Origin of the sequence: Streptomyces sp. NPDC050546 (genome assembly GCF_044457425.1) — a bacterium.
Lineage (GTDB): Bacteria > Actinomycetota > Actinomycetes > Streptomycetales > Streptomycetaceae > Streptomyces.
The window spans coordinates 40,738-65,890 of sequence record NZ_JBITGX010000009.1 but is presented as its reverse complement, the minus strand read 5'-3'; the positions used below and the strand labels follow the sequence as shown (position 1 = coordinate 65,890).

The following is a 25,153-nucleotide window of genomic DNA, read 5'->3' as shown; positions in this document are numbered from 1 at the left end:
CGGGCCTCACAGGTTGAAGAGCTTCGCCCCGTTGTCGTGGCACACGGCCCGCAGCCACTCGTCCCCGAGTCCCAGCCGCTCCAGAGCCTGGAGCTGGTGCACGTACGGATAGGGAATGTTGGGAAAGTCGGAGCCGAGCAGGATCCGGTCGCCGAGCCCGGCCAGCCGGGTCAGGGCACGGCCGGGGAACGGCGCGAACCGCTCGCTGAAGTCGGTGAACGCCATCGTCGTGTCCAGCCGAACCTCCCCGTACCGCTCGGCGAGGTCGAGGAACTCCTCGTACTCGGGCATCCCCATGTGCGCGACGATCAGCCGCAGCCGGGGGTGGTTCGCCAGCACCCGGGCGATCGGCTCGGGCCCGGTGTGCTTGCCGGGCGCGGGCCCGGAGCCGCAGTGGATCACCACGGGGATACCGGCCTCGGCCAGCACTCCCCACGCCGGTTGCAGCAGTTCGTCGGCCGGGTCGTACGCCCCCACCTGCACATGCGCCTTGAAGACCCGCGCCCCCGCCTCGATGGCCTCCCGGACATACGCCTCGACCCCCGGCTCGGGGAAGAGGGTCGCGGTGTGCAGGCAGTCGGGCGTACGACGCGCGAAGTCCACCGCCCAGCCGTTCAGCCAGGGGGCCATGCCGGGCTTGTGCGGATAGAGCATCGCGGTGAAGGCGCGCACGCCGAACTCCCGCAGTATCCGCGCCCGTTCGGCCTCCTCCTCCCGATAGGTGATCGGCCACTCCAGCCCACCGGTGAGCGGTCCCAACCCGTCGAAGTACTCCCAGACCTTGCGCAGGACCCGCTCGGGCATGAAGTGCGTGTGCACGTCCACGAGACCGGGGAGCCCGAGCCGGCCCCAGAAACGGCGGATCTCGTCGCGCTTGAGGGGCCCGTCACCGTGATCGTTCATGGTGCCCACGATCGGGGCGGGCGGGGTGGCGGGGCCAGGGGCTTGCGCGAAGGGGGTGTGAGGGATCCGTCACTCGGGGCTCGCGGCGGCCCTTGTTCACTGATGGCGCTTGGTGTGGGACCCGGAGTTCGGGGTCCTGGCGCGTGTGCAGCAGCCGTGTCCCGTCATGCGGGCTTCTGCCAGCAGGCGGCGCGAACCAGCTTTCACTTCGCCGGGATCCACACCCGCCGAGTAGAGCTCCTGCTCCAGGCTCTCCCAGTCCTGCGGGGTCTTTTTGGGCATGCCTGCTCCTCAGTCGTGTCGCCGGTCCTTGTTGTTCCGGGCCGATGCCAGCTGTTGTCGCCGATGTCGGCGATAGGCAGGATGACGGGTGTGGCGGTGTCCTCGGCAACACGGCAGCTGTGCGAAGCCACGTTCTCGCGCGACAAGACCGCGAGTGCGCTGGCACTGATTGATCTGTATACGGGCGTGGACCGAGAACGGGTGCACCAGGCCCTGGTCCGGCTGAGCGGAGGCAGGGTCGACAGGCTTCGTTCGTGGCTCACTGAGGCGGAGCGCAAGCCGGAGACCGTCCTGTGGTTCGGCGAGCCGCCCTCTGACGTCTCTCCGGAGACCCATGCCTTCGGGGTGGAGTTCATGAACGGCTTCATCGACAGGCATCTCGATATGCGCGTGGAGCCTCCGGGTGAGTGACGGTCTCCGAGCGGCTCATCCACTGCTGCCAGGGGCGGCCGGGCGATTCCGAGGCTGATCCGCTCCTCCACGCGCATGGGGCTGCGGCCCTCTCTCTTCGCGGGGTGTCACCATGATCAGGCGCTCCGGCTGCCGCGAAGTCCACTGCCCCGGCCCGCATTCCGGCCGCAGCACCCAGACAGCGCCGCCGCGCACATCCGTGACGACGCCACACCGGTCGGCGGCCTCGTCGAGGATCAGGTCGCCCACCCAGGGCTTTCGCTCGCCGGTCATGCGTGTTCCTCCCCGTGCAGTTCTGCCCACACCCGCTTGCCCCACGGCAGTCGATCGGTGCCCCAGTCCTTCGCCAGCGCTCCCACGAGCGCGAGGCCCCGCCCGTTCTCGTCTCCGTCACGTGGTTCCTTGACCTCCGGTAACCGCTTGGACTTGTCCACGACGCCGATGCGCACCCGCACTGTCTCGGGCCGGGTGACAGTGACACGGATGGAACGGCACCGGGCGTGCTGGACTGCGTTCGACACCAACTCGGAAACGATCAGCTCACCGTCATCGGCAAGGTCGTCCAGGCTCCAGGCGGCCAGGGCGACGCGCACCAGGCGCCGGGCCGCACCCACGCTCTCGGGCCTGCGCGGCAGCGTCTCGCAGTACCCGGGGCAGCCGGTAGGAAGCGCCCGCGTCGTAGGTCGCGGCATGTCGGTCTGCTCTCTCAGATCGGCCGAGCCCCGGGACCGTTCGCGCGGTCGCCGGGGCACTGTCCGCTCATGAAAGCGACATGCCGGGGACGCTGACAGGGGCGTAACGTCCCACTTTCACCACGCTAGGCGACGACCCCCAGAAACTCCGCCAACGGACGCAGTCCCACGGGGTGGTTGGGAAGCGCCCACAGGTCGCGCACGATGGCCACGGCCAACGTGTGGTGCTGCATCCACGTCGGCGCCACCCGGCGCAGGGACTCCAGGGTCTTCACCGCCCCGGCCGCGTCCCCGATGTCCGTGTGGGCGCGGGCCACGTCCAGCAACAGCCATGTCCGCCAGGACGGTGGGGTGTCCCCGCTCAGCCGCATCCCCTTGGCCAGCGACAGAGCGTCGTGCGGGCGTCCGTACTGAACGGCCAGACGCACGCGCTCGATACGGACCGAAGACGGGCTGAAAACGCTGACCATGCGGTTGTCGCCACCCTCCGGAAGCTTGGAGACCCGTCCGGCTTCCTTCTCCGCCCTCTCCATCATCGCCGCCGCGCGCTCATAGTCGCCGCTTCGCGCGGCGGACGTGGCGGCGCTCATGGTCAGCGCGCCCCACACCTTCAGCCCGTCGGTCGTCTCGGCCAGCCCGGCATCTGCCACGTCGGCGGCGGCACGGAGCGCGATGCTCAACGCGTCTTCCAGACGTCCTTGCCGCTGGTAGGTCCACGCCGTGGAGTTGACGATCATCGGCACGAGCAATGGATCGGAGGACTGCCCCGCGGCCTCTATGGCACGCTCCAAGCTCGTCAGAGCGAGGTCCGTCTTGCCCATCCGCACGGCGACATGGCCGGCGAGCTGAAGTGCCTTGCCCAGGGCGGCGAAACCGGCCTTGCGATCGTCGTCGCCGTCCGAAGCGGTGACGGCACGCGCGTCCGAGATCAGGTCCGGCAAGGCCTTCATCACTGTGTCGAACTCGGCCGCGTGGTACTGCGTCCAGCCGTCCGCGATCTGCTCGCGCAGACGCTCCAGCGAGAATCCGGGAGCTGGTGGTTCCGGCTCCGGTCCCCAGAGCACGGGCATGATGGCGCGGCGCACGGCGACGAAGCGCGGCCCGTCGTTCTCACCTGTGGAGGAGACCGCAGGCGGATCTCCCAGCAGCGTGGTCAGCTCCACACCGAGGCCGTTGGCCAGGGCGTGCAGCGTGGGCAGTCGTGCCGAGTGCTTCCGTCCCTGTTCGAGCTGACGGATCACGTCGACGGACACGCCGGAGCGCTCGGCCAGTTCTTCTTGCGTCAAAGAGGCCAGACGACGCAAGCGGCGCAGGGTACGTCCCAGGTCTTCGTTTGCCACGCTGCCACCGTACGCCGCGCCCCTGCCCTCCGGGCGGGTCAGTGGATCTCGTACTGGTCGTGCGGGACTGCGCGTGACCACACCGCCTCGAAGGCCTCGGCGCACAGCTTCACTGCCGCCGAGTCTTCGGAGACCTCACCACCGGCGGATACACCGTCGCCGGTGAAGTGGTTCCAGTAGACCGTGTCGTCGTCGAACAGCCAGAAGTCGTTGCCGGGCAGCGCGAGATCGGAGGCCCTGCGCTCGCGGAAGCCAGCGCACCAGCTCCCCGGCGGCGACGTTGGTGAAGGTGAAGCTGTGCAGGAACCGGGTGTACTCGCTGACCGGTTCCGATCGGGTCTCGATTCCCTTGCTGGTGCCGGCTGGGCGCTCACTCTTCGCCGTCCGCTCGCAACTCGGCCCAGACACGTTTCCCCCACGGCTTCGAACCCATCCGGTCGTACCCCCACCGGTCGCTCAGCGCGTCGACCAAGGCCAGCCCTCGGCCCGTTTGATCCGCCTCGGGGTCCGGGGTGCGGATCCTCGGGAGCCGGTGGGCGTCTCGGTCCACTACAGCGATGAGGACACGGTCACGGGCGGGGAGTTCCCAGATCAGCCGCATGCCGCCGGTACGCGCGTGGAGGATCACGTTCGTCGCCAGCTCCGAGACGATCGCCACGGCCGCATCCGTCGTCTCCTCGGGCAGGCCCCAGCACTGCATCGTCGTGCGCGTCGCGCGCCTGGCGACGGCCGCGGACTCCTCCGTGCGTTCCAGGGTCATGCTGTAGCCCGGATGGCCGGTGGGACGAGGCGTCAGCGGGGGGAACGGCGGTCGTGCGGGAGGTCTTGCTGTGATCGTCGCCATGCGGCCTCTTCGTCCGTGTCGGTGCCTGGCATTCCCCTCCGGGGCGGGAGAGACACCAGGCCGTCAACTGCCGCCCGCTGAAGGTGCGAACGGCTCGTAATCACCCAACCCCGGTGCGCCTCTGTGGGTAAGGGAGGACAGTGGAGGAGCGGTTGAACTGGTTGAACACGACTCGGGGGTTCACATGCCACGGCAACCACGCACACCGAACACCGCCCTTGCGGGCCTCATGCAAGCGGGAGGGATCGGGAACGCGCAGCTGGCGCGGCGGGTGAACGCGGCTGGTCGCGAACTCGGCGTCACGCTGCACTACGACAAGACGAGCGTGTCTCACTGGCTCGCCGGATCGGTACCCAGGCCACCCGCCCGACCTGCCGTCCTCGAAGCGCTCTCCCGGCTGCTCGGCCGCCCCGTGACGTGCGCTGAGATCGGCTGGCCCGACACCGGACCGGCCGACGTACGTGATCCGGTAGCAGGGGTGATCGACCTGGGTCGAGCAGACATGGACCCGTCCCGCCGCAGCGTGTTGCGGGTGGGGATGTACGCGGCGACGCTTGCTGTGCCGTCGTATGAGGACGTCTCCGATACCGCCGAGCGGATTGAACACGCCACGGCCGGGAGGACGGTGCACATCGGCCGGTCCGATGTCGAGACCGTGCGCACGATGACGGACAAGGTCGCGGACATCCTGGACCAGATCGGGGCCGGCCACGCCCGCCCGATGGCTGCCGCCTTCCTGGCCAACACCGTCGGGACCTATCTGCGGGCATCGGGCACCGAGCGTGTGAAGCGCGACATGCGGGCCGCCGCCGCGGACTTCGTGTACCTCACGGGGTGGATGGCGATGTACGAGAACGCGCAGGGACTTGGACAGCGCTACTATCTGCGCGCGCTCGATCTCGCGGGCGCCGCTGAGGACCACGTCACCTACTGCCGCACGCTGCGCGGAATGAGTCTGCAAGCGAGCCACCTGGGCTACGGGCCGCTCGCGCTTGAACTCGCCGACTCGGCGGCGGAGGCCGCCCCGAACTCGGGGCCGCGCCTGGTGGCGTTCCTGAGGGGCCAGCAAGCCGCCGCCGCGGCGATGACCGGCGACCGGCACACCGCCCTGACCCGGCTCACGGAGACCGAGACGGCGCTGGCGCAGGCCGACAACCGGCGTGACGCCGTGGGCGGCTACGACCAGGCTGCCTACTACTTCCACGAAGCCCATGTCAGGTGGCACCTGAAGGACCGTGAGGGGGCCATCAAGGCCCTGCGCCGGTCCAACGCAGCGCGCTCCCCTCTGGAGCGCCAGGGCCGCTTGCACTGCCTTGGAGTGATCGCCGAGCGGCAGTTCCGCATGCGGCACGTGGAAGCTGCCTGCGACACGTGGGGCCAGTTCCTCGACGAGTACGTGACGATCAGCTCAGCGCGCGGCGACGAGCACTTGAGGACGCTTCGCAAGAGCCTGCCCGCGCACAAGACGCTCCCGGCGGTGCAGGCACTGTCCGAGCGAGCGCGCGAGGCCGCTCGCCTCAAAGCGGCCTGACTCGAGCACCAGGACCACGGGAGGCACCTCCATGAGCAGGACGCCGTGCGGGGTGCGGGCCGCACGGGCATGCCTCCCAGCATCGCCTGCTGTATCCGAAGCGGACAGGCGAGCAGACCGGAGAGGACGTCTCATATGGCCGGGCTCTATCCGGCGGGCATCGAGCCGTACGAGCACGGCATGCTCGACGTCGGCGACGGCAACCGCGTCTACTGGGAGACCTGCGGGAATCCCGCGGGCAAGCCCGCCCTCGTGCTGCACGGGGGGCCGGGATCCGGGGCGGGGCCGTTCTGGCGTCGGCTGTTCGACCCGGCGGCGTACCGCATCGTGCTCCTCGACCAGCGCGGGTGCGGGCGGAGCACGCCCGACGCCGCCGATCCGCGGACCTCGCTCGCCGCCAACACCACCCACCATCTGATCGCCGACATCGAGCGGTTGCGGCGGTACCTCGGCATCGAGGAGTGGCTGGTCCTCGGCGGCTCCTGGGGTGTGACCCTCGCGCTGGCCTACGCCGAGCGGCACCCGGGCCAAGTCTCCGAACTGGTCCTCTTCAGCGTCACCAGCACCACCCGCCGCGAGGTGGAGTGGGTCACTCGGGACATGGGGCGGATCTTCCCCGAGGAGTGGGCCCGGTTCCGGGACGTCGTCCCCGAGGGGGAGCGCGACGGCAGCCTGGTGGAGGCGTACGCCCGGATGCTCGCCAACCCCGATCCGGCCGTACGGGAGCGGGCCGCGCGGGAGTGGTGCCGCTGGGAGGACGTGCATGTGTCCACCCACCCCGGGCACAAGCCCGACCCCCGCTACGAGGACCCGCGCTTCCGGCTGCGCTTCGCCCGCCTCGTCACGCACTACTGGCGGCACGCGGGCTTCCTGGAGGACGGGGTCCTGCTGCGCGACGCCGGGAAGCTGGCCGGTGTCCCGGGGGTGATGGTCCACGGGCGGATGGACATAAGCGGGCCTCCGGACATCGCGTGGCGACTGGCCCGGGTGTGGCCGGACGCGGAGCTGGTGCTGATCGGCGGGGAGGGGCACGGACTGTCCGGGGACGCCACGACGGATGCCGTGGTGGCGGCTACGGACCGGTTCCGGCCCCTCGGGAACACACACCGCGTCTGATGCGGGCCGTTGTCACCGGGCTCCCGAGACCCGCTGGGCCCCGCACGTCGCCAGGCTGCACCACCTCCGCCGCCCGCTCTCGTCGAGGAACAGCCAGCCGCAGTCCGGGCTGGGGCAGCCGCGGACGGTGAGGCGGCGGGGGTCGGCGAGCAGTTCGGCCGCGCTGCGCGCCACCGCGACCAGGGGCAGGCGCAGACCGGCGGAGGGGGACGGCCGCCAGCGTCCCAGGCCGTCCTCGCCCCGGGTGAAGACCGAGAGCCGCGCGGCGTCCTCCACCACCCTGGCCACCGCCTTGAAGGCCCGGCCGTCCTGCGGATCGGTCAGGCAGGCGTACAGGTCCGTACGGAACCGCCGTGCCTCGTCGAGCGCGGCGGCGGCCTCGGCGGGCTCGCGTACGGCCTGCTCCCGCAGTCGGGCGACCGTCCGCTCCTCGACCAGGTCCAGATGCCCGGCCCATACGGCGAGCGCGGCATAGCCCCGCAGCCAGTCCGACCCGGGCAGCGGATCCCCGCCCCACCCGGCGTAGGTGTTGCAGAACTCCAGCGCCGGGTGTCCGCTCGTACTCCACGGCAGCCACTGGTCGCCGACCCGTACGGCGTAGACGGGCCCGGGGGGCCGGTCAAGCCGGGGGTCGCCGCGCAGCATGCGTTCGTGCAGGGTGCGCAGTTCATGGTTCGGTTCGATGCCGAGGTCGGCCGCCAGCAGGGTGCGCGTGCCGTCGTACAGCCGGAGCGCTTCGGCTTGGCGGCCGGCCCGGTACAGGGCGGTCATCCGGGCGGCGACCAGCCGTTCACGCGTCGGGTGCTCGTCGAGCAGCGGTGTCAGGTCCGCCGCGACCCGGTCGTGCAGCCCCATGGCGAGCTGGGCCTCGGCCCGCTGTTCCACGGCGGACAGCCGCAGTTCGGTGAGCCTGCCGCCCAGCCGCGTCCGCAGCCGCTCACCGGCCACGTCCGCGAGCGGCTCGCCCCGCCACAGCCCGAGGGCATCGTCGTAGCGGCGGATCCGCTCGGCCGGGTTCCCGGCGGCGGCCGCCTGCCCGACGAGGGCCGTGAACTCCTGTGCGTCGACGCGGTGTTGGCCCTGCTCTACGGCGTAACCGTCGTGGCGGGTCTCGACGGGCACCCCGTACGGTCTCAGCGCGGCGCGCAGCCGGCCGACGTAGGTGTGGACGGTGGCGCGCGCGGAGGCGGGCGGGTCGCCGTCCCACAGCAGGTCGATGAGGCGTTCGGTCGAGACGACACGGCCTGCGTGCAGCAGCAGGACCGCCAGCAGGCACCGCTCCTGGCGGCGCCCGCCCACCGGCACCGGCCGTCCCTCGTGACGGACGGCGAACGGACCGAGCAGCTGGAAGTCCATGGCTACCGGGCAGCCTGCCTGGCATGGAAGCGCGCCTTCTTCTGACGATTCCCGCACGTGTTCATGTCGCACCATTTGCGGGTGCGGCTCTGGCTGGTGTCGAAGAAGGCGGCCAGACAGGTCGGTGACGCGCACAAGGCCAGTTTTCCGTCTCGTTCGCCCGCGATGATGCTGATCGCGTCGGCGGCGATCACGCCGAGGGCGTCCTCGACGCGGGAAGCCGAGCTGAGCCGCCATCGTCGCTCGCCCTCGGGCGTCAGGACCGCCGCGGCCCGGCCCTGGACGCTGCGGTCATTGATGACCTGGACAGCGGACCCGGGGAGAGCCTCCTGGAGCGCGGCCGCTGTCGCGGCGGCGTGGATCGACTCCCTCAGTTCCCGGGCGAGTTCGAGCTGGGCAGGGGTGCAGGAGTCCACGGCGAGGCCGTACACCGCCAGCCAGTCGACGAGTCGCTGCGGCGTGGGAATGCGCTCCACGGCGTCGCCATGACGCTCCGAGAGAGTCCCCGTGAAGCTGGTCGCCAACACGCTGCCGAGGCGGAAGTCAGGGAGTCCAGCAGACATGGGAACCACCTTAGCCGGTTGCGGCCCGGCTCGGAGGGCTGCTAGAACCGTCTTAGCCGGTTCCGCGATGGCCAGGAGGTCTCATGCCCCGCCCTACGAGCGATGTGCACGCATTCGAAGCCCACGCGACTGACGCCGACCTCGACGAGCTGCGCGCGCGACTGGCCGCGGCGCGACTGCCGGAGGCCGAGACGGTCCATCGCGCCGCGCCCGGCCCTCGCCGATGGGAACAGGGCGTTCCGCTCGCCGACCTCGTCGATGTCGTGAACTACTGGCGCACCGGGTACGACTGGCGGTCGTTCGAGGACCACCTCAACCGCATCGGCCAGTTCCGCACGACCATCGACGAGCTGGGAATCCACTTCCTGCACCGCCGGTCCGCGCGCGCGGATGCCACTCCTCTGCTCCTGACGCACGGGTGGCCGGACAGCATCGCCCGGTTCGTCGACGTAGTGGACGAGCTGGCGGATCCGAAGGACGCGGACGCGCCGGCGTTCCACGTCGTGGTGCCGTCGCTGCCCGGCTTCGGATACAGCGACAAGCCGGCCACCACCGGGTGGGGAACCGAGAAGATCGCGGCCGCATGGGTGGAACTGATGGGAAGGCTCGGCTACGGCAGGTTCGCGGCCCACGGCGGAGACTGGGGAGGCAACATCACCACCGTCCTCGGCGGCAGGTTCCCGGAGCACGTTCTCGGCATCCACACCACGTTCGCGGAGGGGCCGCCCGGATTGACGACGGACGGGCTGACGGCGGTCGAGCGCCAGTGGGCCGAGGAGACCCGCGACTTCTGGAGCCGTCGCGCGGCGTACGCGAAGCAGCAGGCGACCCGGCCGCAGACCATCGGCTACTCGCTCGTCGACTCACCGGTCGGGCTTCTCGCCTGGATCCTCGACAAGTTCGCCGAGTGGTCGGACACCGAGGACAGCCCGTTCGAGACGATCTCCATGGACCGCGTGCTCGACGACGTCACCCTGTACTGGCTGACACGGACCGGCGCGTCGGCGGCCCGCATCTACTACGAGAGCCACAACTCGCTGGATCCCGGACTCCGGGTCGACGTCCCGTCAGCACTCACCATGTATCCCCGCGACGTCGAGAAGTGCCCGCGCCCCTGGGCGCAGGAGCGGTACCGGCACATCGTCCGCTGGAGGACGCCCGAGAAAGGGGGGCATTTCCCGTCGCTGGAGGTTCCCGAGTTCTTCGTCAGGGATCTGCGGGAGGGCCTCGCGGCAGTGCTGGACGCTAGTCGGTGATGTGCCGCAGATAGGCGTGCGGGTCGGCGAGATAGCGGCGCCAGTGGTCCACGACGCCGAGCTCCCGCCAGGCGACTCTCCGCAGGCCGTGCTCGCCGACCTCGACGATGTCCGCGCCCGGCAGGGCGGTCAGGATCGGGGAGTGCGTGGCGCAGATGACCTGGCCGCCCTCCTTGGCCAACCGGTCGATGTGCCCGATCAGTTCCAGGCAGGAGGAGAAGGAGAGCGCCGCCTCCGGCTCGTCCAGGACGTAGAGCCCGGCGTGCAGGAACTTCCCGCGGAACGCCGCGAGAAAGCCCTCGCCATGGCTGACCGAGTCCGGCGCGAAGCCCTCCCTGTTCAGCGCGTCCAGCGCGGTCTCGGCCCGCAGGAAGAAGCCCTTGCGGGCCGACCAGCTGGTGACCATGCGGCGCCCGCGCGAGGCCGCGTCGAACCTGATCCGCTCGCCGAGCGCCGACTTGCCGCGCGGGGAGGCGTAGCGCCAGTCGTGGGAGCCGCCGTAGGAGTCCAGGCCGAACCCCTCCGCCAGCGCCTCGACCAGTGTCGACTTCCCCGAGCCGTTCTCGCCGACCAGGAAGGTCACCGGGGCGGTGAAGCGCAGCCCCTCGTCGAGCAGCTGCCGGACACAGGGCACCGACCAGGGCCAGGTGTCCTCGTCGTACGAGGAGAGATGGGCGTACGCGCGTTCGACAATCACCCGACCAGTGTCGCCCAGGACACGGAAGGCGGCGCCGTGCCCACGCCGAGGATGGTGAGGCTTTGGTCAGAGGCCGGGGCCAGACTGGCGCACGCCCTTGCGGCGAGCCCTTTTCCACCCCTCTGACCAGGGAGAACCATGCGCCGAACCGCCCTCGCGACACTCACCCTCGCCGCCGCGCTCCTGGGGACGCAGCCCGCGACGGCCGCGGCAGAAGCAGGGGGCTGGGAACCGGCGCCCTCCACACCGTGGGACGTCGCCGCCGGCGTGCGCTGCGACTTCCCCGTGCACGGCGAGCCCGTCGTCGACGAGGTGGTGCGACTCGTCCTGAGCACCCACCCCGACGGTTCCGCGCGCCGGGTCGCCTACAAGGGCGACCTGGTCATCCGCGTCACGAACACCGAGACCGGCGCCGCGTACGACGCCGACGCGAGCGGCTCGGCCGTCGTCGAGTACCGGCCCGACGGCTCACAACTCTGGGCCGTGCACGGGCCGGTGTTCGTCGGCGTCGGGGAGGGCCAGGGCACCCTGCCGCGCGGCCTGTACATCGTCGACGGCGTCTACACGATGGACGTCAGCGCCACCGGATACAAGGCCGTACATCTCGTCCGGGGGACCACGGACGACCTGTGCGCCCGTATCGACTGACGCGGGGGACCACGGGGCGGGGGCCTGTCCGGCGGATCGTGCTGGATCTTGTCGGACAGGCCCCCGCCCCGGAGGCTCAGCGCTTGAGCGTGAAGGTGAAGTCGCCGGAGCGCTTGCCGCTCAGCCGGACCGCCGAGACGACCTTCCCCTCCTCGATCAGCCTTTCGACCTCGGCCCGGGAAAGACCGCACCCTTCAGCGATCAGCCGCACCGGCCGGACCGGGATCCGCGCCGCGAAGCGGACCGATACGTCGATCACCTCACGGTCCAGGTGATCCGAGCCGCCGGTGTCGAGGCGCCAGGCGTCGTCCCAGTCGAGGGCGATGCGATTGCGTCGCCGCACGACCGGATCCTGGAGCAGTTCGGCCGCCAGGGCGGGGTCGTTGTCGTGCAGCCGGTCCAGCAGCTCGGGTCGTACGGAGCGCACATTCATCCGCTCCAGGACCGTGAGCTTCGCCGTCTCCCCGCAAGCGGTGCAGAGCACGAGGAGCCAGGCGTCGAGCAGCTTGTGGTGGGCGTTGACGCGGAACTTGCCGTCCGCCCGGAAGCGTTCGGACGCGCAGGTGTGGCAACGGCGGAGGACGAGCGGCAGACAGGTGGGCATGACCACCCAGTTTTCGAGCACAGAAGTACACCGGTTTCAGTGAGAAATCCGCAGCAAAAATCAGCGCGGCGCAGATGCGCGACGCGCGACAGATCAGCTCTCGGGAGGTCTCACACGGTGTACAACGGCACGTCCTGGCTCAGACGACTCGGGTCGGCAGCACGGTAATGGCGCACAGCGGCGCCGCTCCACTGGTTTTCGTCCGGCTTGACCCTCACGTCGCGTGAGGCCGGAGGGTGGTGCGCATGAGCGACCACTACGACGCGTTCGAGATGAGCCCCGTGCCCGCCCCCGGCCCGGACACGGTTCCGCCGGAGCCCTTCCGTGGCATCTACGGGATGCCCGCCTTCGTCACGATCCCCACGACCGACTTGGCGGCGTTGGTGGACTTCTCGCCCGAGTTCACCTCACCCGCCCGCTGACGCCCCGCCCTGCCGCCGCCGGACCCCCGTGCTCTCCCGCCGCACCAGCCGCGTAGGCACCAGCGTCGTCCCGTGCTCCGCTCCGTCCTGCCGCATCTTGTCCAGCACCCCCTCCACACACAGCCGCCCCACCTCCGCGAAGTCCTGGTGGATGGTGGTGAGGGGCGGGAGGAAGGACGCGGACTCGGGGATGTCGTCGAAGCCGATGACACTGATGTCGTCGGGGACCCGGCGGCCGCGTTCGTGCAGGGCGCGCAGCAGGCCCAGGGCCATTTGGTCGTTGGCCGCGAACACCGCCGTGCAGTCCGGCTCGTCGGCCAGTCGCAGACCGGCCCGGTAGCCGGATTCGGCCGACCAGTCGCCGCGGACCAGGGGTGGCGTCGCCCGGCCCGCGGCCCTCAGCGTTTCGCCCCAGGCGTTGGCGCGGCGCTGGGCGGCGAAGGAGCCCTCGGGTCCTGCCAGGTGCCAGACCGTGTCGTGGCCGAGGCCCAGGAGATGCCGTACGGCGTCACGCGCGCCGCCCGCCTGGTCGGTGTCGACGACGGTGTAGCGGTCTCCGGCGTCCGAGTCGGCCACCACGACCTGCACGCCGGGCGGGAGCGAGACCGTCGCCGCGTCCAGGAGGTGGATCTCCATGATGACGATGACGGCGTCCACGGCGAGTTCGCCGAGGCGGGAGAAGGCGCCGTTCACCTCGTCCTGGGTGGGGACGGCGACGGGCAGCAGGGTGACGGCGTAGCCGTGCTGGGCCGCGGAGGTGGCGATGGCCTCCAGGGTGCGGATGTTGCCCATCGTGGAGAGGGAGAAGGTGATCACGCCGAGGGTGCGGAACTCGCCCCGGCGCAGCGCCCGGGCCGCGCTGTTGGGGCGGTAGCCCAGCTCCCGCATGGCGTCCAGGACCTGCCGGCGGGTGTCCTCGGTGACGCCCGGGAAGCCGTTGGAGACACGGGAGACGGTCTGGGAGGAGACACCGGCGAGCTGGGCGACGTCGGCCATGGACGCGCCCTGGCGGGGACGGGCCGCACGCCTTCTCGTACGACTCGTGCCGCCGGTGCTCCCGGGTTCGCTCTCGCCGTCCACTGCGCCCACCTGCCCCTCGCTCTCCTCGCCGCGCGACCGGCGCGAAAAATTAGGTCCGGAACGACTCCTTGACCCCTGAGATTCGGACAGTGTAGACATCCCGCCAGTGGATGTTTACGTAAACATTGCCGAGCAGAAACAGTAGAAAACAGTCGAAGTCGTACGAGAAGGCGCCACACCGCACCAGAGCCCTGGAGTACTCGAGATGGCACACCGCACCCGTAAGAGAAGGCTCCTCGGCGCCATCGGCGTCACCGCCCTGGCGACCGGAACCGTCCTGGCCGCGACCACCCTGCCCGCCGCGCACGCCGAGACGACGTCTCGGGCCGCCGCGGCCGGGGTCACCGTCCGGCCCGATCCCTCCTACTCGGGGGAGAAGTTCGAGGGCTGGGGCACCAGCCTGGTCTGGTTCGCCAACGCCACCGGCGACTACCCGCCCGCGGTCCGCGAGAAGCTCTACAAGCTCCTCTTCGGCGACGAGGGCCTCGCGCTGAACATCGCCCGCTACAACATCGGCGGCGGCAACGCCCCGGACGTCAAGGACTACCTGCGGGCCGGCGGGGCCGTCGAGGGCTGGTGGAAGGCGCCGGCGGGCACGACCCGCGAGGACGTCGACTGGTGGGACGCCGAGAACCCCGGCGACTGGAACAAGAACGCCGACAAGACGCAGCGCTGGTGGGTCGACCGCATCAAGAAGGACATCACCCACTGGGAGACCTTCAGCAACTCCCCGCCCTGGTTCATGACCGAGAGCGGCTACGTCTCCGGCAACTTCGACGCGGGCAAGGACCAGCTCAAGCCGGAGTCCGTGGAGGACTTCGCCAAGTACCTGGTGGGGGCGACCGAGCGTCTTGAGAAGGCGCACGGCATCAAGGTCGACACCCTCGACCCCTTCAACGAGCCGAACACCGACTACTGGGGCACCAAGCTCGGCCCGGACGGCGAGCCGACCGGCGGCCGCCAGGAGGGCGCCCACATCGGCCCCGAGATGCAGCAGAAGGTGATCCGGGCGCTGGCCCCGGTCCTGGAGAAGTCCAGATCGCGCGCGGAGATATCCGCGATGGACGAGACCAACCCGGGCACGTTCGCCACGAACTGGAACTCCTACCCGCAGGAGGTGCGTGACCTCGTCGACCAGATGAACGTCCACACCTACGGCACCGGGCAGCGTACGACCGTCCGCGACCTGGCCAAGGCGGCCGACAAGCCGCTGTGGATGAGCGAGGTCGAGGGCGACTGGGGCGACGGCCAGAGCTTCACGGACATGCGGCCCGGCCTCGGCCTCGCCCAGCGCATGGTCGACGACCTGCGCGAACTGGAGCCCAAGGCCTGGGTGTTCTGGCAGCCCGTCGAGGACTACGACAACATGAAGCCGGGCGGCGAGTCCGCGAAGGGCGGCAACTGGGGCGAGATCCAGCTGCCGTTCAGCTGCACCAAGACGGACACGCTGAAGTCCTGCCCGATCTACACGAACACCAAGTTCGACACGGCCCGTAACTTCACGCACTACATCAAGCCCGGCGACCGGCTGATCAAGACGAACGACACGTCCAGCACGGCGGCGGTCTCCCGCAAGGGCGACGCGGCGACGGTCGTCCACGTCAACAGCACGGCCGAGGCCCGTGAGGTCACCCTCGACCTGTCCAAGTTCGGCCGGATCTCCTCCCGCGCCACCGTCACACCCGTGGTGACCAGCGCCGACGGCAAGCTCGACAAGCAGAAGGCCGTCCGCGTCAACGGCAAGCAGGCCACGCTCACCGTGCCCGCCCAGTCCGTGACGTCCTTCCTCGTCAAGGGTGTCTCCGGCACGGCGAAGGACGCGGCGGAGCTCCGCAAGGGCCACACCTACCGCCTGACCGGCGTCCAGAGCGGCAAGGACCTCACCCTGGCCGACAACGGCACGGGCCTGGTCATCCGGAGCGCGAACGCTTCCGACCCGAGCGGTCAGGAGTGGAAGGTGGAGCAGATCCGCGGGAGCGACAACCGCAAGCGGTACGTCCTCACCGAGGCGAGCGAGGACAAGCGCCTGGCCGTCCGTGACGGCGCACTGGTGGCCGAGCCGGACGAGGGCCGCCGTGACAAGGCCACCGAGTGGATCATGTCCACCACCGGCGACGGCACGTGGACCCTCGTCAACGCCGCCACGGGGCAACTCCCGGACGTCTCGGGCCAGTCCACGAACGACGGCGCGTCCGTCGGCCTGTGGCAGCCGAACTCCGGGTCCAACCAGCGCTGGAAGCTGACGGATGTGACGACCGACTAGCCCCGCCTCGCGCATCCGCCCACGACGCCCCCGCCCGCCGCCACCGCCCTGGTGGCCGGGTCGGGGGCGTCGTGCTGCCAGGGGCGGAGCCTTCAGCAGACCGACCGCAGCGGTTGTGGAGCGGCCGGGCGGGCTGTTGCCGGATACGGGCAGGCCGTACGTCGCGGATCCGGCCCAACCGCACTCCTTTGAGCCTGCCGCGGCCCGCTCCCTCGCCGTGTGCCCGTCCCGGTCACGGTCGGTAGGGGCAACTACCGTGGTGGGTAAGGGACAGGCTGTCACACCCCGGGCGGGGCGACGCCACCTGAACGGGGAGCAACGGGGAGCAACGGGGAGCAGGCAATGAGCAAGCGCAGCACTCTCGGCGGCAGTGCGCACGCGGACCGGGTCTTCCGGGTCCAGCGGGCCTTCACCGAGGTCGAAGGCCAGATGCACGGGCCCGGCGAGTTGGCCGAAGCGACAGGGCTGGACGACTCGACCGTGCACCGGATCCTCCAGTCCGGTGTGTACGACGGCATCTTCGCCCGGGAAGGGCACGGTCTGTACCGGCTGGGGGCGGGGGCCGCGCGGCTGGGGCTGAAATCCCTCGCCCACGCGCCCAACGCCCGCGTCGCGCACGCCGTTCTGGAGGATCTGCACACGGCGACCGACGGCGGACTGGCGTTCCTCTTCGCCCTGGCGCCCTTCGGGGGTGCCGGGAAACAGTGCCTGGACATGGCTGTCGGCGCGTCGGACCTGTCCGAGCTCGGCGTCTCCCCCCGGGCGCTGGTGGAGCTGTGCCGGTCGCTGCGGACGGGGGCGGCGGGGCGGGCCATCCTCGCGTTCCTGCCGAAGGTGATCCAGGACGGTGTGCTGGCCGAGCCCGTGCCCGACGGCGCCGGGCCGGGGGCGTTCCGCGACGACGCACGGCTGCTCGCCTCCCTGGAATCCGTCCGCAAGGAAGGGCTCGCGCTCGACGTCGAGGAGTGGGCGGAGGGCTGGGTCGGCTGCGCGGCGCCCGTGCGCTGGGACGGGCTGATCATGGGGTCCGTGGCGGTGCTGAAGCCCGGTCACGACATGTCGGCCTGCTCGGTGTCCGCGGTGCGGGCGGTACGGCGGGCGGCGTCCTGCTTCACGCCCGGCGACGATGATCACGGCCCGTGGTCCGAGGAGGCCCCTGGGTCGTACTGAGCGCTGCCGAAGGATGCCGAAGCCCCCCGGCCGTTCCCGGCCGGGGGGGGCTTCGGCGCGCACGCGCCGGCCGCCGCCTTCCACGGCAATTCCGGGTCCGACCGGTTACCGGCGAGTTACCGGTGAGTTCGCTGTGAGTTCGCGGTTAATTGAAAGTGCCCGCGCGGGGCAGTCGCATTCACCGGATCTCCCGCTTCTCGCGAGACGGGATTCCTGGATTCCCGAATATCCCGCCCTGCGGGAGAGTCCCGATTTCGCTTGACATGCGGTACGGCGACCCTCGAATAATCGAAGTGAAAGGGGGAGCCTCAAAGGAGAGGAGCCCGCCTCCAACAGACGGAGAGAGACCCGAGGATGACGGTCCGATCCGCGGCTCCGGTCGAGAGCCCCGCCCCGGCATCAGGCTTAGCAGCCCACGCCGACGCCCCCACCGACAAGCACTCCGCCCTGCGCGACAGCGTCGCCCTCCTGCACGCCACCCGGCGCGAAGCGGAGCAAGGGCCGAGCGAGCGCGCCACCGAACAACAGCACGCCCGCGGCAAACTGACCGCGCGGGAACGGCTTGACCTGCTCTTCGACGACGGCTCCTTCCACGAGGTGGAGCGGCTGCGGCGGCACCGGGCCACCGGCTTCGGACTGGAGCACCGCAGGCCCCACACCGACGGCGTCGTCACCGGCTGGGGCACCGTGCACGGCCGCACCGTCTTCGCCTACGCCCATGACTTCCGCATCTTCGGCGGATCCCTGGGCGAGGCGCACGCCGCCAAGATCCACAAGATCATGGACATGGCCCTTTCGGCGGGAGCGCCCCTGGTCTCCCTCAACGACGGAGCGGGCGCCCGTATCCAGGAGGGAGTATCGGCGCTCGCCGGATACGGGGGCATATTCCAGCGCAATACCAAAGCGTCCGGGGTGATACCGCAGATCGCGGTGATGCTCGGCCCGTGCGCGGGCGGGGCCGCCTATTCTCCGGCTCTCAACGACTTCGTCTTCATGGTGCGCGGCACCTCCCAGATGTTCATCACCGGTCCCGATGTGGTGCAGTCGGTGACGGGCGAGGAGATCTCCCACGAGGGACTGGGCGGCGCCGATGTCCACGGCGCGGTGTCCGGCGTCGCCGGCTTCGTCCACGACGACGAGACCGAGTGTCTGGAGGAGGTCCGCCACCTGCTCTCCCTGCTGCCGTCCAACAACCGTGAGACGCCGCCGTCCTACGACTGCGCCGACCCCGCCGGACGCGCCGGCGAGGCGCTCGCCGACCTGGTGCCGGCCGACGGCAACCGCCCCTACGACATGCGCGCCGTGATCGAGGAGGTGGTCGACGAGGGCGACTGGCTGGAGACGCACGCGGGCTGGGCGACCAGCGTGCTGTGCGGACTGGCCCGGCTGGACGGGCAGACCGTCGGCGTCGTCGCCAGCCAGCCGACCAGCCTCGCGGGCGTGCTGGACATCCATGCCTCCGAGAAGGCCGCCCGCTTCATCTCCGTCTGCGACGCCTTCAGCATCCCCCTGGTCACCCTGGTCGACGTGCCGGGTTTCCTGCCGGGGGTCGACCAGGAGCACGGCGGCATCATCCGGCACGGCGCCAAGCTGCTGTACGCGTACTGCAACGCCACCGTGCCGAGGGTCTCGGTGGTGCTGCGCAAGGCGTACGGGGGCGCGTACATCGTCATGGACTCCCGGTCCATCGGCGCCGACGCCGCCTACGCCTGGCCCACCAACGAGATCGCGGTGATGGGCGCGGAGGGCGCCGCGGGTGTCGTCTTCCGGCGGGAGATCGCCGCGTCCGACGATCCCGAGGCGACCCGCGAGCGGCTCGTCAAGGAGTACAAGGCCGAGCTGATGCATCCCTACCACGCCGCAGAGCGGGGCCTCGTCGACGACGTCATCGACCCGGCGGAGACCCGCGCCACGCTGATCGAGACGCTGCGCGCGCTGCGGGCCAAACACGCCGACCTGCCGTCCCGCAAGCACGGCAACCCACCCACCTGACCAGCCACCCGGGGACGATGTACGCCGCGACCGGCAGGGGAGCCGAGCGCATGAATCACCGACTCAACCCGATCGACGAGGTCTTCCTCGCCATGGGATCCAGGGGATCCCGGGGATCCGTGGCGCGGGAAGCCGGCCTGACCCACGGACAGTTCCTCCGGTTCCGGGGGAGCCCGCCGCCCCTGAGCGACCTGTACGACCTCCTGAAGCAGCGGTTGCCCGTGCTCCCGGGACTGACCCACCGCATGACACCGGGCCCCGGAGGCCCCCGGCGCGAGCCGGACCCGGGCTTCGATCCGGCGGCGCATCTGCGCGAGGAGGAGTTCCCGCCGGGGACGCCCCTCGACACCGTCCTGACCGCCCTGGCCCGTGAGCCGCTGCCGGACGGCGCCCCGCTGTGGTCGATGCACCTCGTGCACGGCTGGGCCGACGACGAGTTCGCGGTCTGCTTCCGGGTCCACCACAGCGCCGAGGACGGCATGGGCGCCTCCCACATCGTCTCCTCGCTGTTCGGCGACCCCGGCCTGGAGGACGGCAAACGGCGTTCGGCGGGTGTGCGGCCGCTCGTCAGCGGTTCCGCCGGCGAACTGGCCCGGGGCACGGTGAGCGTGGGCACCGGACTCGCCCGCGCCCTGCTGCCCGCCCAGCCCTGGCCGAGGGTGCCGAGGCCCTGCGCCGAACGCCTCGGCGTGGCCACGGCAGGTGCGACCTGGAACGAACTGCGAGAGCTGAGCCACCGGTTCGGCGCCACCCTCAACGACGCGTTCCTGATGACCCTGTGGAAGGCCGTCGACGACTGGGCGGCCGACGGCGACGAGGAGATCCGGGCGCGCTTTCGCACGGCACCGGTTCCGGTCCGGATGCCGCTCAGCACCCGTGTGCCCGGCGAGGACGCCCTCGTCGGCAACCACCTCACCACCGCGGTCGTCAACCTGCCCGAGAGGGGCACGCCGTTCGACGTGGCCTTCGGGCAACTCGCCGAGCGGACCCGGCGGATGCGCGCCCACGGCCTGCGGCCGGCCAGCAGGGTCCTGGTCGGGATCCTGCCCGCGCCGGTGACCCGGTGGACGGTACGGCGGCTGCTCAGCCCGCACGCCTCACCGCTGTACGCCTCCAACTTCAGCCTGCCCACGGCGCTGTCCTTCGGCGGCGCCCCCGCCGTCGACGCGACCCCGATCGGCGTCCTGCTGCCGGGCAACGCCCTGTCAGTGACGCTGCTCTCCTACGGGCAGCGGGTCCGGGTCGGCTTCCTGTACGACCGCGCCCTGCCCGACGCAGGGCGGCTGGCCGGCCTGTGGCGCGAGGCGCTGGACACCCTGTCCGTCTCCGCCTGACCGTCCCCCCCCGTCCCCCGAAATTCAGTCCCGTACGCCCGACGAAGGATCTCCTGTGCTCGGTTGGCCCCCTTCCCGTGGAAACGCAGTGTCGACGCTGATCGTGAGCGCCCTCGCGGTGTTCATGGCCGCGTTGGACAACCTCGTGGTGATCACCGCGCTGCCCGCCATCCAGAAGTCCCTGGGAACCGATCTCCAGGAACTGGAATGGACGGTGAACGCCTACACCCTGTCCTTCGCCGTCTTCCTGATGGGCGGCTCCGCCGCGGGCGACCGCTTCGGACGCCGGCGGATGTTCCTGATCGGTCTCACGGTGTTCACGGCCGCCTCGGCGGGCTGTGCGCTGGCCGGCTCGCCCGGGGAGCTGATCGCCGCCCGGGCCGTGCAGGGCTTCGGCGCGGCCATCGTCATGCCGCTGACCCTGACGCTGCTGACCGAGGCCGTCTCCGAGCGGCGGCGCGGCATCGCCCTCGGAGTGTGGGGCGCGCTCAGCGGACTGGCCGTGGCGCTCGGCCCGCTGATCGGCGGGGCCGTCGTGGAGAAGATCTCCTGGGAGTGGATCTTCTGGGTCAATGTGCCGATCGGCGCCGCCGTGCTGCTGCTCGGCGTGTGGCAGCTCGCCGAGAGCAAGCAGGCCGGAGCCCGGCTCGACATCGTCGGCACCGTCCTGGTCAGCCTCGGCATGCTCGGTGTGGTCTTCGCGCTGGTGAGCACCACCAACGACGGCTGGACCAGCGGCAAGGTGCTCGGCTCCCTGATCGCCGGGCTCGTGCTGCTGGTGGCGTTCGTGCTGTGGGAACTGCGCGCCCGGACGCCGATGCTGCCGATGCGGCTGTTCGCCAACCGGGCCTTCAGCGCCGTCAACGTCACCAGCATGCTGATGTTCGCGGCCATGTTCGGACTGGTCTTCCTGCTCACCCAGTTCATGCAGAACATCCAGGGCTTCTCGCCGCTGGAGGCGGGTGTGCGGATGCTCGCGTGGACGGCGATGCCCGTGGTGATCGCCCCGCTCGCGTCCTTCCTGACCGCCTGGATCGGCAACCGGCTCGTGGTGGCGCTGGGGCTGCTGGCCGAGGCCGTCGCGCTCGGCTGGCTCGCCTCGGTGACCGAGGTGCACACCGAGTACACCGACCAGGTGCCCGGCCTGGTGCTGGGCGGCATCGGGCTCGGACTGTTCTTCGCGCCGACCGCCGAGATGGCGATGAACGTCGTCAAGCCGCGCGAGCAGGGCATCGCCTCCGGCGCCAACAACACCTTCCGCGAACTCGGCGGTGTCCTCGGCGTCGCGGTCCTCACCTCGATCTTCACCTCCTACGGCGGCTACGGCACCCCGCAGCAGTTCGTCGACGGGCTGGTGCCCGCCACCTGGGCCGGGGCCGGATTCGCCGCGCTCGGCGTGCTGGCGATGCTCACCGCGCCGCGCCGCTCCAAGCAGAGCCGGACGGTCGAGACGGCCCGGGGCTCCTCCGCCCGCGAAGCCGACGCGAGCGCGTCTGCCGAGGCCGGCGGGTCTCCCGAGCGGGAGAAGAGCGGGGCCGGCAGCGCCGCGCGGCGGCGATGACGTACGAGCGAATCGGCCGATCCGGGCGATTCGGACGACACGGCGACTGGGGGACCTGAGATGTACGACGTCATCGTGGTCGGGGCACGCATCAGCGGTGCCGCCACGGCCATGCTCCTGTCGAGGGCCGGACACAAGGTCCTCCTCCTCGACCGCGCCGTCTTCCCCGGCGGGAAGGCCGCCGCGACCAACCTGGTGCACCCGCCCGGCATCCTCCGGCTCAAGCGCTGGGGGCTCCTGGAGCAGCTGAAGGCCACGGGCTGCCCGCCGATCCGCGAGTACGGCCTGCAGAGCGGCCGGGCCCGGCTGATGGCCCCGCTGCCCGCGGCCGACGAGGTCGACGAGGCGTACTCCCCGGACCGGGCCGCCCTGGACCGGATCCTGCTGGACGCCGCGATCGCGTCCGGCGCGGAGTTCCGCGAGGGTTTCTCCGTGCGGGACCTGTGCACCGACGAGGCCGGCACCGTCACCGGCGTCCGGGGAGAGACCGAGGACGGCACCGCGGTGACCGAGCACGCCCGGCTCGTGGTGGGCGGCGACGGCTCCAACTCCACCGTCGCCCGGCTGACCGGCGCCGAGAAGTACGGCGCCCGGCCCGTCCTCAACAAGAGCCACTGGGCGTACTGGGAGGGCCTGCCGCACGACGGCCGGGTCCGCACCCACCGGCACGCCCGCAAGCACACCTTCACCTGGCCCACCCACGACGGCCTGACGATCGTCGGAGTCGCCCAGCCCACCGGGGACTTCAAGGCCGGCGCTCAGGAGGAACGCGACCGGACGGTCATCGACGCCTTCGAGGCCGTCGACCCCGAGTGGGCCGCCGCCCTGCGCGACACCCGGCGCACCGGCCGCTGGATGACCGGATCCGTGCCCAACTTCCTGCGCCGCTCCCACGGCCCGGGCTGGGCTCTGGTCGGCGACGCCGGCTACACCCGCGACCCCATCACCGCCGCCGGCATCAGCGACAGCCTGCGCAGCGCCGAACTCCTGGCGGACGCCGTCGACACCGCGTGGTCGCGGCAGGGCGGCGCCGGACTGCCCGAGGCGCTCGCCCGCTACGGCAGGCGGCGGGACGACCTGGTCAGGGGCCACTACCGGTACACCTGCGACCACGCGGCCATCGCCGATCACAGCCCCGAGGAGGTCGAGTTCATCGAGGCGATGAGCCGCAGCGCCACACACGGCCGCGACATGGTCGGTGTCTTCGCCACCATCGTGGACCCCGCGCGGTTCTACTCCGCGGCCAACATGCACGCCCTGCTGGACCACGTGGCCCCCGGCCCGGACACCAGCTGGAAGGTGCGCATGGTGCGCTGGCTGGTGCGTGGAGCACCACGGCACATCCCCCCGGCCCGCCGGGCCGGCGACCGGCTGATCGCCGGGAACCTGGGCTCCATGGGCCAGTACCTGCTGGACAGCACCCGGCAGCGGCCGGCCGGGCCCGCGCCCGTATAGCGGGGCCCGTGGCGGCCGACCCGCCACGTTCTTCAACACACGCGCGAGAAAGGAAAGTTCGCCATGCCCGAAAACACCTCCACCGCCTTCCTCCTGCCCGGCCAGGGCGGCTTCGACGGCGCCGCGCTGCGCCGGGCCGACGCCACCCACCCCCAGGTCCGGCGGGTCTTCGAACGCCTCGACGCCGAGACCGAGAAGCTGTTCTCCCGCCGTATCAGCGACCTCGTCCTCGCCCCGGGCGAGGCCGGTCTGCGCGACCTGCTCGCCCGCGACTCCTGGATGTCCCAGGTCGCCATCTACGGCGCCGGCCTCGCCGCCCACGAGATCCTCACCGACCACGGCGTCCGCCCGGACGTGCTCGCCGGACACAGCCTCGGCGAGATCACCGCCCTCGTCGCGGCAGGTGCCTTCTCGGTGGAGGACGGGGTGCGGATCGTCGCGCAGCGCGTCGCGGTCATCGAACGCCACGACGGGATCGACGGCCGCATGGTGGCCCTGTCCGCCGGGGCGGACCGGGTGCGGATGCTGCTGGGACTGCTGGACGAGCCCCTGCTGGCGGTCGCCACCGAGAACCACGACGAGCAGACCGTGGTCAGCGGACCCGACGCCGTCCTGGACCAGGTGACGGCCATCGCCGCGCAGCTCGGCATCGGCGCCATCGAGATCGACGCGCCCTTCCCCTTCCACACCCCGGCCCTCGCCCCCGCCGCGCCCGAGTTCGAGGCGTATGTCCGCACGCTGGAGCAGCACCCGCTGCGCGGGCGCGTGTACTCGCCGATCCTCCAGCGCCACTACGAGCCCGGCGAACCGCTCGCGGGCCGGCTCGCGGACCACTTCGTCCAGCCCGTGCGGTTCGCGGCGGCGGTGCGCCGGCTGCACGGCGACGGTGTCACCACGTTCGTCGAGGCGGGCGGACGCCCCGCGCTGGCCAAGCTGGTGACCCGGCTGACGCGCGGCTCGGACGTCCGCTCCCTGGCGACCCTCGCCCTCGACGACGGCGATCGGCTCGCCCTGGACACCACGCTCCGCGAACTGCGCGCGGCGGGCCTGGCCGACCCGGGCCCGGAGGGCTCGGGCCTCGCCGAACTGCTCGCCCCGTCCGTGCCGTCCGAGCTCTTCGACGCGTACTGGAAGGCGCACGGGCACGAGGTCAGGGAGCGGATCCGGACGGATCTGCGGGCCTTCGGGGACGGGCAGGAGAAGCCGGAGCCGCAGCGGGAGCCGGAGCAGGCCGGGAAGCCCGAGCCCGAGCCTGAGCGGGCCCCGGCCCCGGCGGCCTCCGCGCCCGCGAACGCCGCTCTCGACCGGGACGAGGTGTTCGCCGAGCTGCGGACCCTGTACGCGCAGGCGCTGGAGTACCCGGAGGAGGTCTTCGAGGCCGGGGTGCAGCTGGAGGCGGAACTCGGCGTCGACTCCGTCAAGCAGGTGGAGCTGCTGTCGCGGGTGTCGCAGCGCTACGGGCTGCCGCCGCGCGAGGCGGACTTCCGCCTGGACCCCTACAACACGCTCGACACCATCGCCGACTTCGTGATCGCGGAGCTGGACCGGCGCGCCGAGCCCCAGCCGGTCGGCTGAACCGGACCGGCGACGGTCCCGGTCACCGCCTGACGCACCTCTGGAAGAAGGACACGTA

The 25,153-nt window shown here is 71.2% G+C and carries 22 protein-coding genes and 2 pseudogenes; 13 read left to right on the top strand and 11 right to left on the bottom strand.

All coding sequences use genetic code 11. The annotated features are described in order from the left end of the window. Positions 1 to 6: 6 nt before the first annotated feature. Both ACIBK5_RS22810 and ACIBK5_RS22805 read right to left on the bottom strand, forming a co-directional pair. Positions 7 to 903 carry an amidohydrolase family protein gene (locus ACIBK5_RS22810; RefSeq protein ID WP_399021851.1) on the bottom strand — a complete coding sequence of 299 codons (897 nt, stop codon included), beginning with the start codon at positions 901 to 903 and terminating at the stop codon, positions 7 to 9. Positions 904 to 999: 96 nt separating this feature from the next. Beyond that, the gene (locus tag ACIBK5_RS22805; RefSeq protein WP_399021849.1) at positions 1,000 to 1,185 is read right to left on the bottom strand and encodes a hypothetical protein; all 186 of its coding nucleotides are present in this window, start codon (positions 1,183 to 1,185) and stop codon (positions 1,000 to 1,002) included. 90 nt (positions 1,186 to 1,275) lie between these two features. Between ACIBK5_RS22805 and ACIBK5_RS22800 the strand changes: the two genes are divergently transcribed. Continuing rightward, positions 1,276 to 1,596 (top strand): hypothetical protein, encoded by a 321-nt coding sequence (locus ACIBK5_RS22800; RefSeq protein WP_399021847.1) that lies wholly within the window; start codon positions 1,276 to 1,278, stop codon positions 1,594 to 1,596. A gap of 269 nt (positions 1,597 to 1,865) precedes the next feature. Here ACIBK5_RS22800 and ACIBK5_RS22795 read toward each other — a convergent pair whose 3' ends face one another. The 4 genes and pseudogenes from ACIBK5_RS22795 to ACIBK5_RS22780 all read right to left on the bottom strand — a co-directional run bounded on the left by ACIBK5_RS22795 (position 1,866) and on the right by ACIBK5_RS22780 (position 4,388). Further along, positions 1,866 to 2,288 carry an ATP-binding protein gene (locus ACIBK5_RS22795; RefSeq protein ID WP_399021845.1) on the bottom strand — a complete coding sequence of 141 codons (423 nt, stop codon included), beginning with the start codon at positions 2,286 to 2,288 and terminating at the stop codon, positions 1,866 to 1,868. A 125-nt stretch (positions 2,289 to 2,413) separates the two neighbouring features. After that, on the bottom strand, positions 2,414 to 3,628 hold the full coding sequence (locus ACIBK5_RS22790) for a helix-turn-helix domain-containing protein (protein ID WP_399021843.1): 1,215 nt from the start codon (positions 3,626 to 3,628) through the stop codon (positions 2,414 to 2,416). Between the two features lie 38 nt (positions 3,629 to 3,666). Further along, positions 3,667 to 3,961 (bottom strand): annotated as a pseudogene (locus ACIBK5_RS22785) (DUF6879 family protein); the annotation flags it as partial. A 37-nt stretch (positions 3,962 to 3,998) separates the two neighbouring features. Beyond that, positions 3,999 to 4,388, bottom strand: a complete 390-nt coding sequence (locus tag ACIBK5_RS22780) for an ATP-binding protein (RefSeq protein WP_399021842.1) — start codon at positions 4,386 to 4,388, stop codon at positions 3,999 to 4,001. Positions 4,389 to 4,656: 268 nt separating this feature from the next. Here ACIBK5_RS22780 and ACIBK5_RS22775 point away from each other — a divergent pair, with 268 nt between their 5' ends. Both ACIBK5_RS22775 and pip read left to right on the top strand, forming a co-directional pair. After that, a complete protein-coding gene (locus ACIBK5_RS22775; RefSeq protein WP_399021840.1) occupies positions 4,657 to 6,003 on the top strand; it encodes a hypothetical protein in 1,347 nt (448 codons plus the stop codon). 135 nt (positions 6,004 to 6,138) lie between these two features. Continuing rightward, positions 6,139 to 7,119: a prolyl aminopeptidase gene (gene pip, locus ACIBK5_RS22770; protein WP_399021838.1), complete on the top strand. Its 981-nt coding sequence runs from the start codon at positions 6,139 to 6,141 to the stop codon at positions 7,117 to 7,119. 12 nt (positions 7,120 to 7,131) lie between these two features. Here the strand turns inward: pip and ACIBK5_RS22765 are convergent, their stop codons facing one another. Both ACIBK5_RS22765 and ACIBK5_RS22760 read right to left on the bottom strand, forming a co-directional pair. Next, a complete protein-coding gene (locus ACIBK5_RS22765; RefSeq protein ID WP_399021837.1) occupies positions 7,132 to 8,475 on the bottom strand; it encodes a BTAD domain-containing putative transcriptional regulator in 1,344 nt (447 codons plus the stop codon). 2 nt (positions 8,476 to 8,477) lie between these two features. Then, positions 8,478 to 9,038 (bottom strand): CGNR zinc finger domain-containing protein, encoded by a 561-nt coding sequence (locus tag ACIBK5_RS22760; RefSeq protein ID WP_399021835.1) that lies wholly within the window; start codon positions 9,036 to 9,038, stop codon positions 8,478 to 8,480. A gap of 83 nt (positions 9,039 to 9,121) precedes the next feature. Here ACIBK5_RS22760 and ACIBK5_RS22755 point away from each other — a divergent pair, with 83 nt between their 5' ends. After that, positions 9,122 to 10,294: an epoxide hydrolase family protein gene (locus tag ACIBK5_RS22755; protein WP_399021833.1), complete on the top strand. Its 1,173-nt coding sequence runs from the start codon at positions 9,122 to 9,124 to the stop codon at positions 10,292 to 10,294. On the opposite strand, the gene ACIBK5_RS22750 is transcribed toward ACIBK5_RS22755, so the two are convergent. After that, a complete protein-coding gene (locus tag ACIBK5_RS22750; protein ID WP_399021831.1) occupies positions 10,284 to 10,991 on the bottom strand; it encodes an AAA family ATPase in 708 nt (235 codons plus the stop codon). The genes ACIBK5_RS22755 and ACIBK5_RS22750 overlap by 11 nt on opposite strands. Before the next feature lie 138 nt (positions 10,992 to 11,129). On the opposite strand from ACIBK5_RS22750, the gene ACIBK5_RS22745 reads away from it, so the two are divergent. Then, complete coding sequence (locus ACIBK5_RS22745) at positions 11,130 to 11,639, top strand: hypothetical protein (RefSeq protein ID WP_399021829.1); 510 nt, start codon at positions 11,130 to 11,132, stop codon at positions 11,637 to 11,639. Between the two features lie 76 nt (positions 11,640 to 11,715). Here ACIBK5_RS22745 and ACIBK5_RS22740 read toward each other — a convergent pair whose 3' ends face one another. After that, on the bottom strand, positions 11,716 to 12,264 hold the full coding sequence (locus tag ACIBK5_RS22740; RefSeq protein WP_399021827.1) for a DUF1062 domain-containing protein: 549 nt from the start codon (positions 12,262 to 12,264) through the stop codon (positions 11,716 to 11,718). 224 nt (positions 12,265 to 12,488) lie between these two features. Between ACIBK5_RS22740 and ACIBK5_RS22735 the strand changes: the two are divergent. Then, positions 12,489 to 12,635: pseudogene (locus tag ACIBK5_RS22735) on the top strand (VOC family protein); the annotation flags it as partial. Positions 12,636 to 12,650: 15 nt separating this feature from the next. Here ACIBK5_RS22735 and ACIBK5_RS22730 read toward each other — a convergent pair. Continuing rightward, a complete protein-coding gene (locus ACIBK5_RS22730; protein ID WP_399021825.1) occupies positions 12,651 to 13,661 on the bottom strand; it encodes a LacI family DNA-binding transcriptional regulator in 1,011 nt (336 codons plus the stop codon). A 289-nt stretch (positions 13,662 to 13,950) separates the two neighbouring features. On the opposite strand from ACIBK5_RS22730, the gene ACIBK5_RS22725 reads away from it, so the two are divergent. From ACIBK5_RS22725 to ACIBK5_RS22695, 7 genes are all read left to right on the top strand, one after another. Continuing rightward, positions 13,951 to 16,008, top strand: coding sequence for a glycoside hydrolase (locus tag ACIBK5_RS22725; protein WP_399021823.1), 2,058 nt, complete (start codon positions 13,951 to 13,953; stop codon positions 16,006 to 16,008). A 342-nt stretch (positions 16,009 to 16,350) separates the two neighbouring features. Continuing rightward, on the top strand, positions 16,351 to 17,178 hold the full coding sequence (locus tag ACIBK5_RS22720; protein ID WP_382491731.1) for an IclR family transcriptional regulator: 828 nt from the start codon (positions 16,351 to 16,353) through the stop codon (positions 17,176 to 17,178). 354 nt (positions 17,179 to 17,532) lie between these two features. Beyond that, entirely contained in the window at positions 17,533 to 19,170 is a 1,638-nt protein-coding gene (locus ACIBK5_RS22715; protein WP_399021821.1) for an acyl-CoA carboxylase subunit beta, read from the top strand. A 50-nt stretch (positions 19,171 to 19,220) separates the two neighbouring features. Next, entirely contained in the window at positions 19,221 to 20,504 is a 1,284-nt protein-coding gene (locus ACIBK5_RS22710) for a wax ester/triacylglycerol synthase domain-containing protein (protein WP_399021819.1), read from the top strand. Between the two features lie 124 nt (positions 20,505 to 20,628). Continuing rightward, entirely contained in the window at positions 20,629 to 22,065 is a 1,437-nt protein-coding gene (locus ACIBK5_RS22705; protein WP_399022437.1) for an MFS transporter, read from the top strand. A 60-nt stretch (positions 22,066 to 22,125) separates the two neighbouring features. Beyond that, entirely contained in the window at positions 22,126 to 23,520 is a 1,395-nt protein-coding gene (locus ACIBK5_RS22700; protein ID WP_399021817.1) for an NAD(P)/FAD-dependent oxidoreductase, read from the top strand. Positions 23,521 to 23,583: 63 nt separating this feature from the next. Beyond that, a complete protein-coding gene (locus ACIBK5_RS22695; protein WP_399021815.1) occupies positions 23,584 to 25,095 on the top strand; it encodes an acyltransferase domain-containing protein in 1,512 nt (503 codons plus the stop codon). The last annotated feature ends 58 nt before the right edge of the window (positions 25,096 to 25,153 follow it).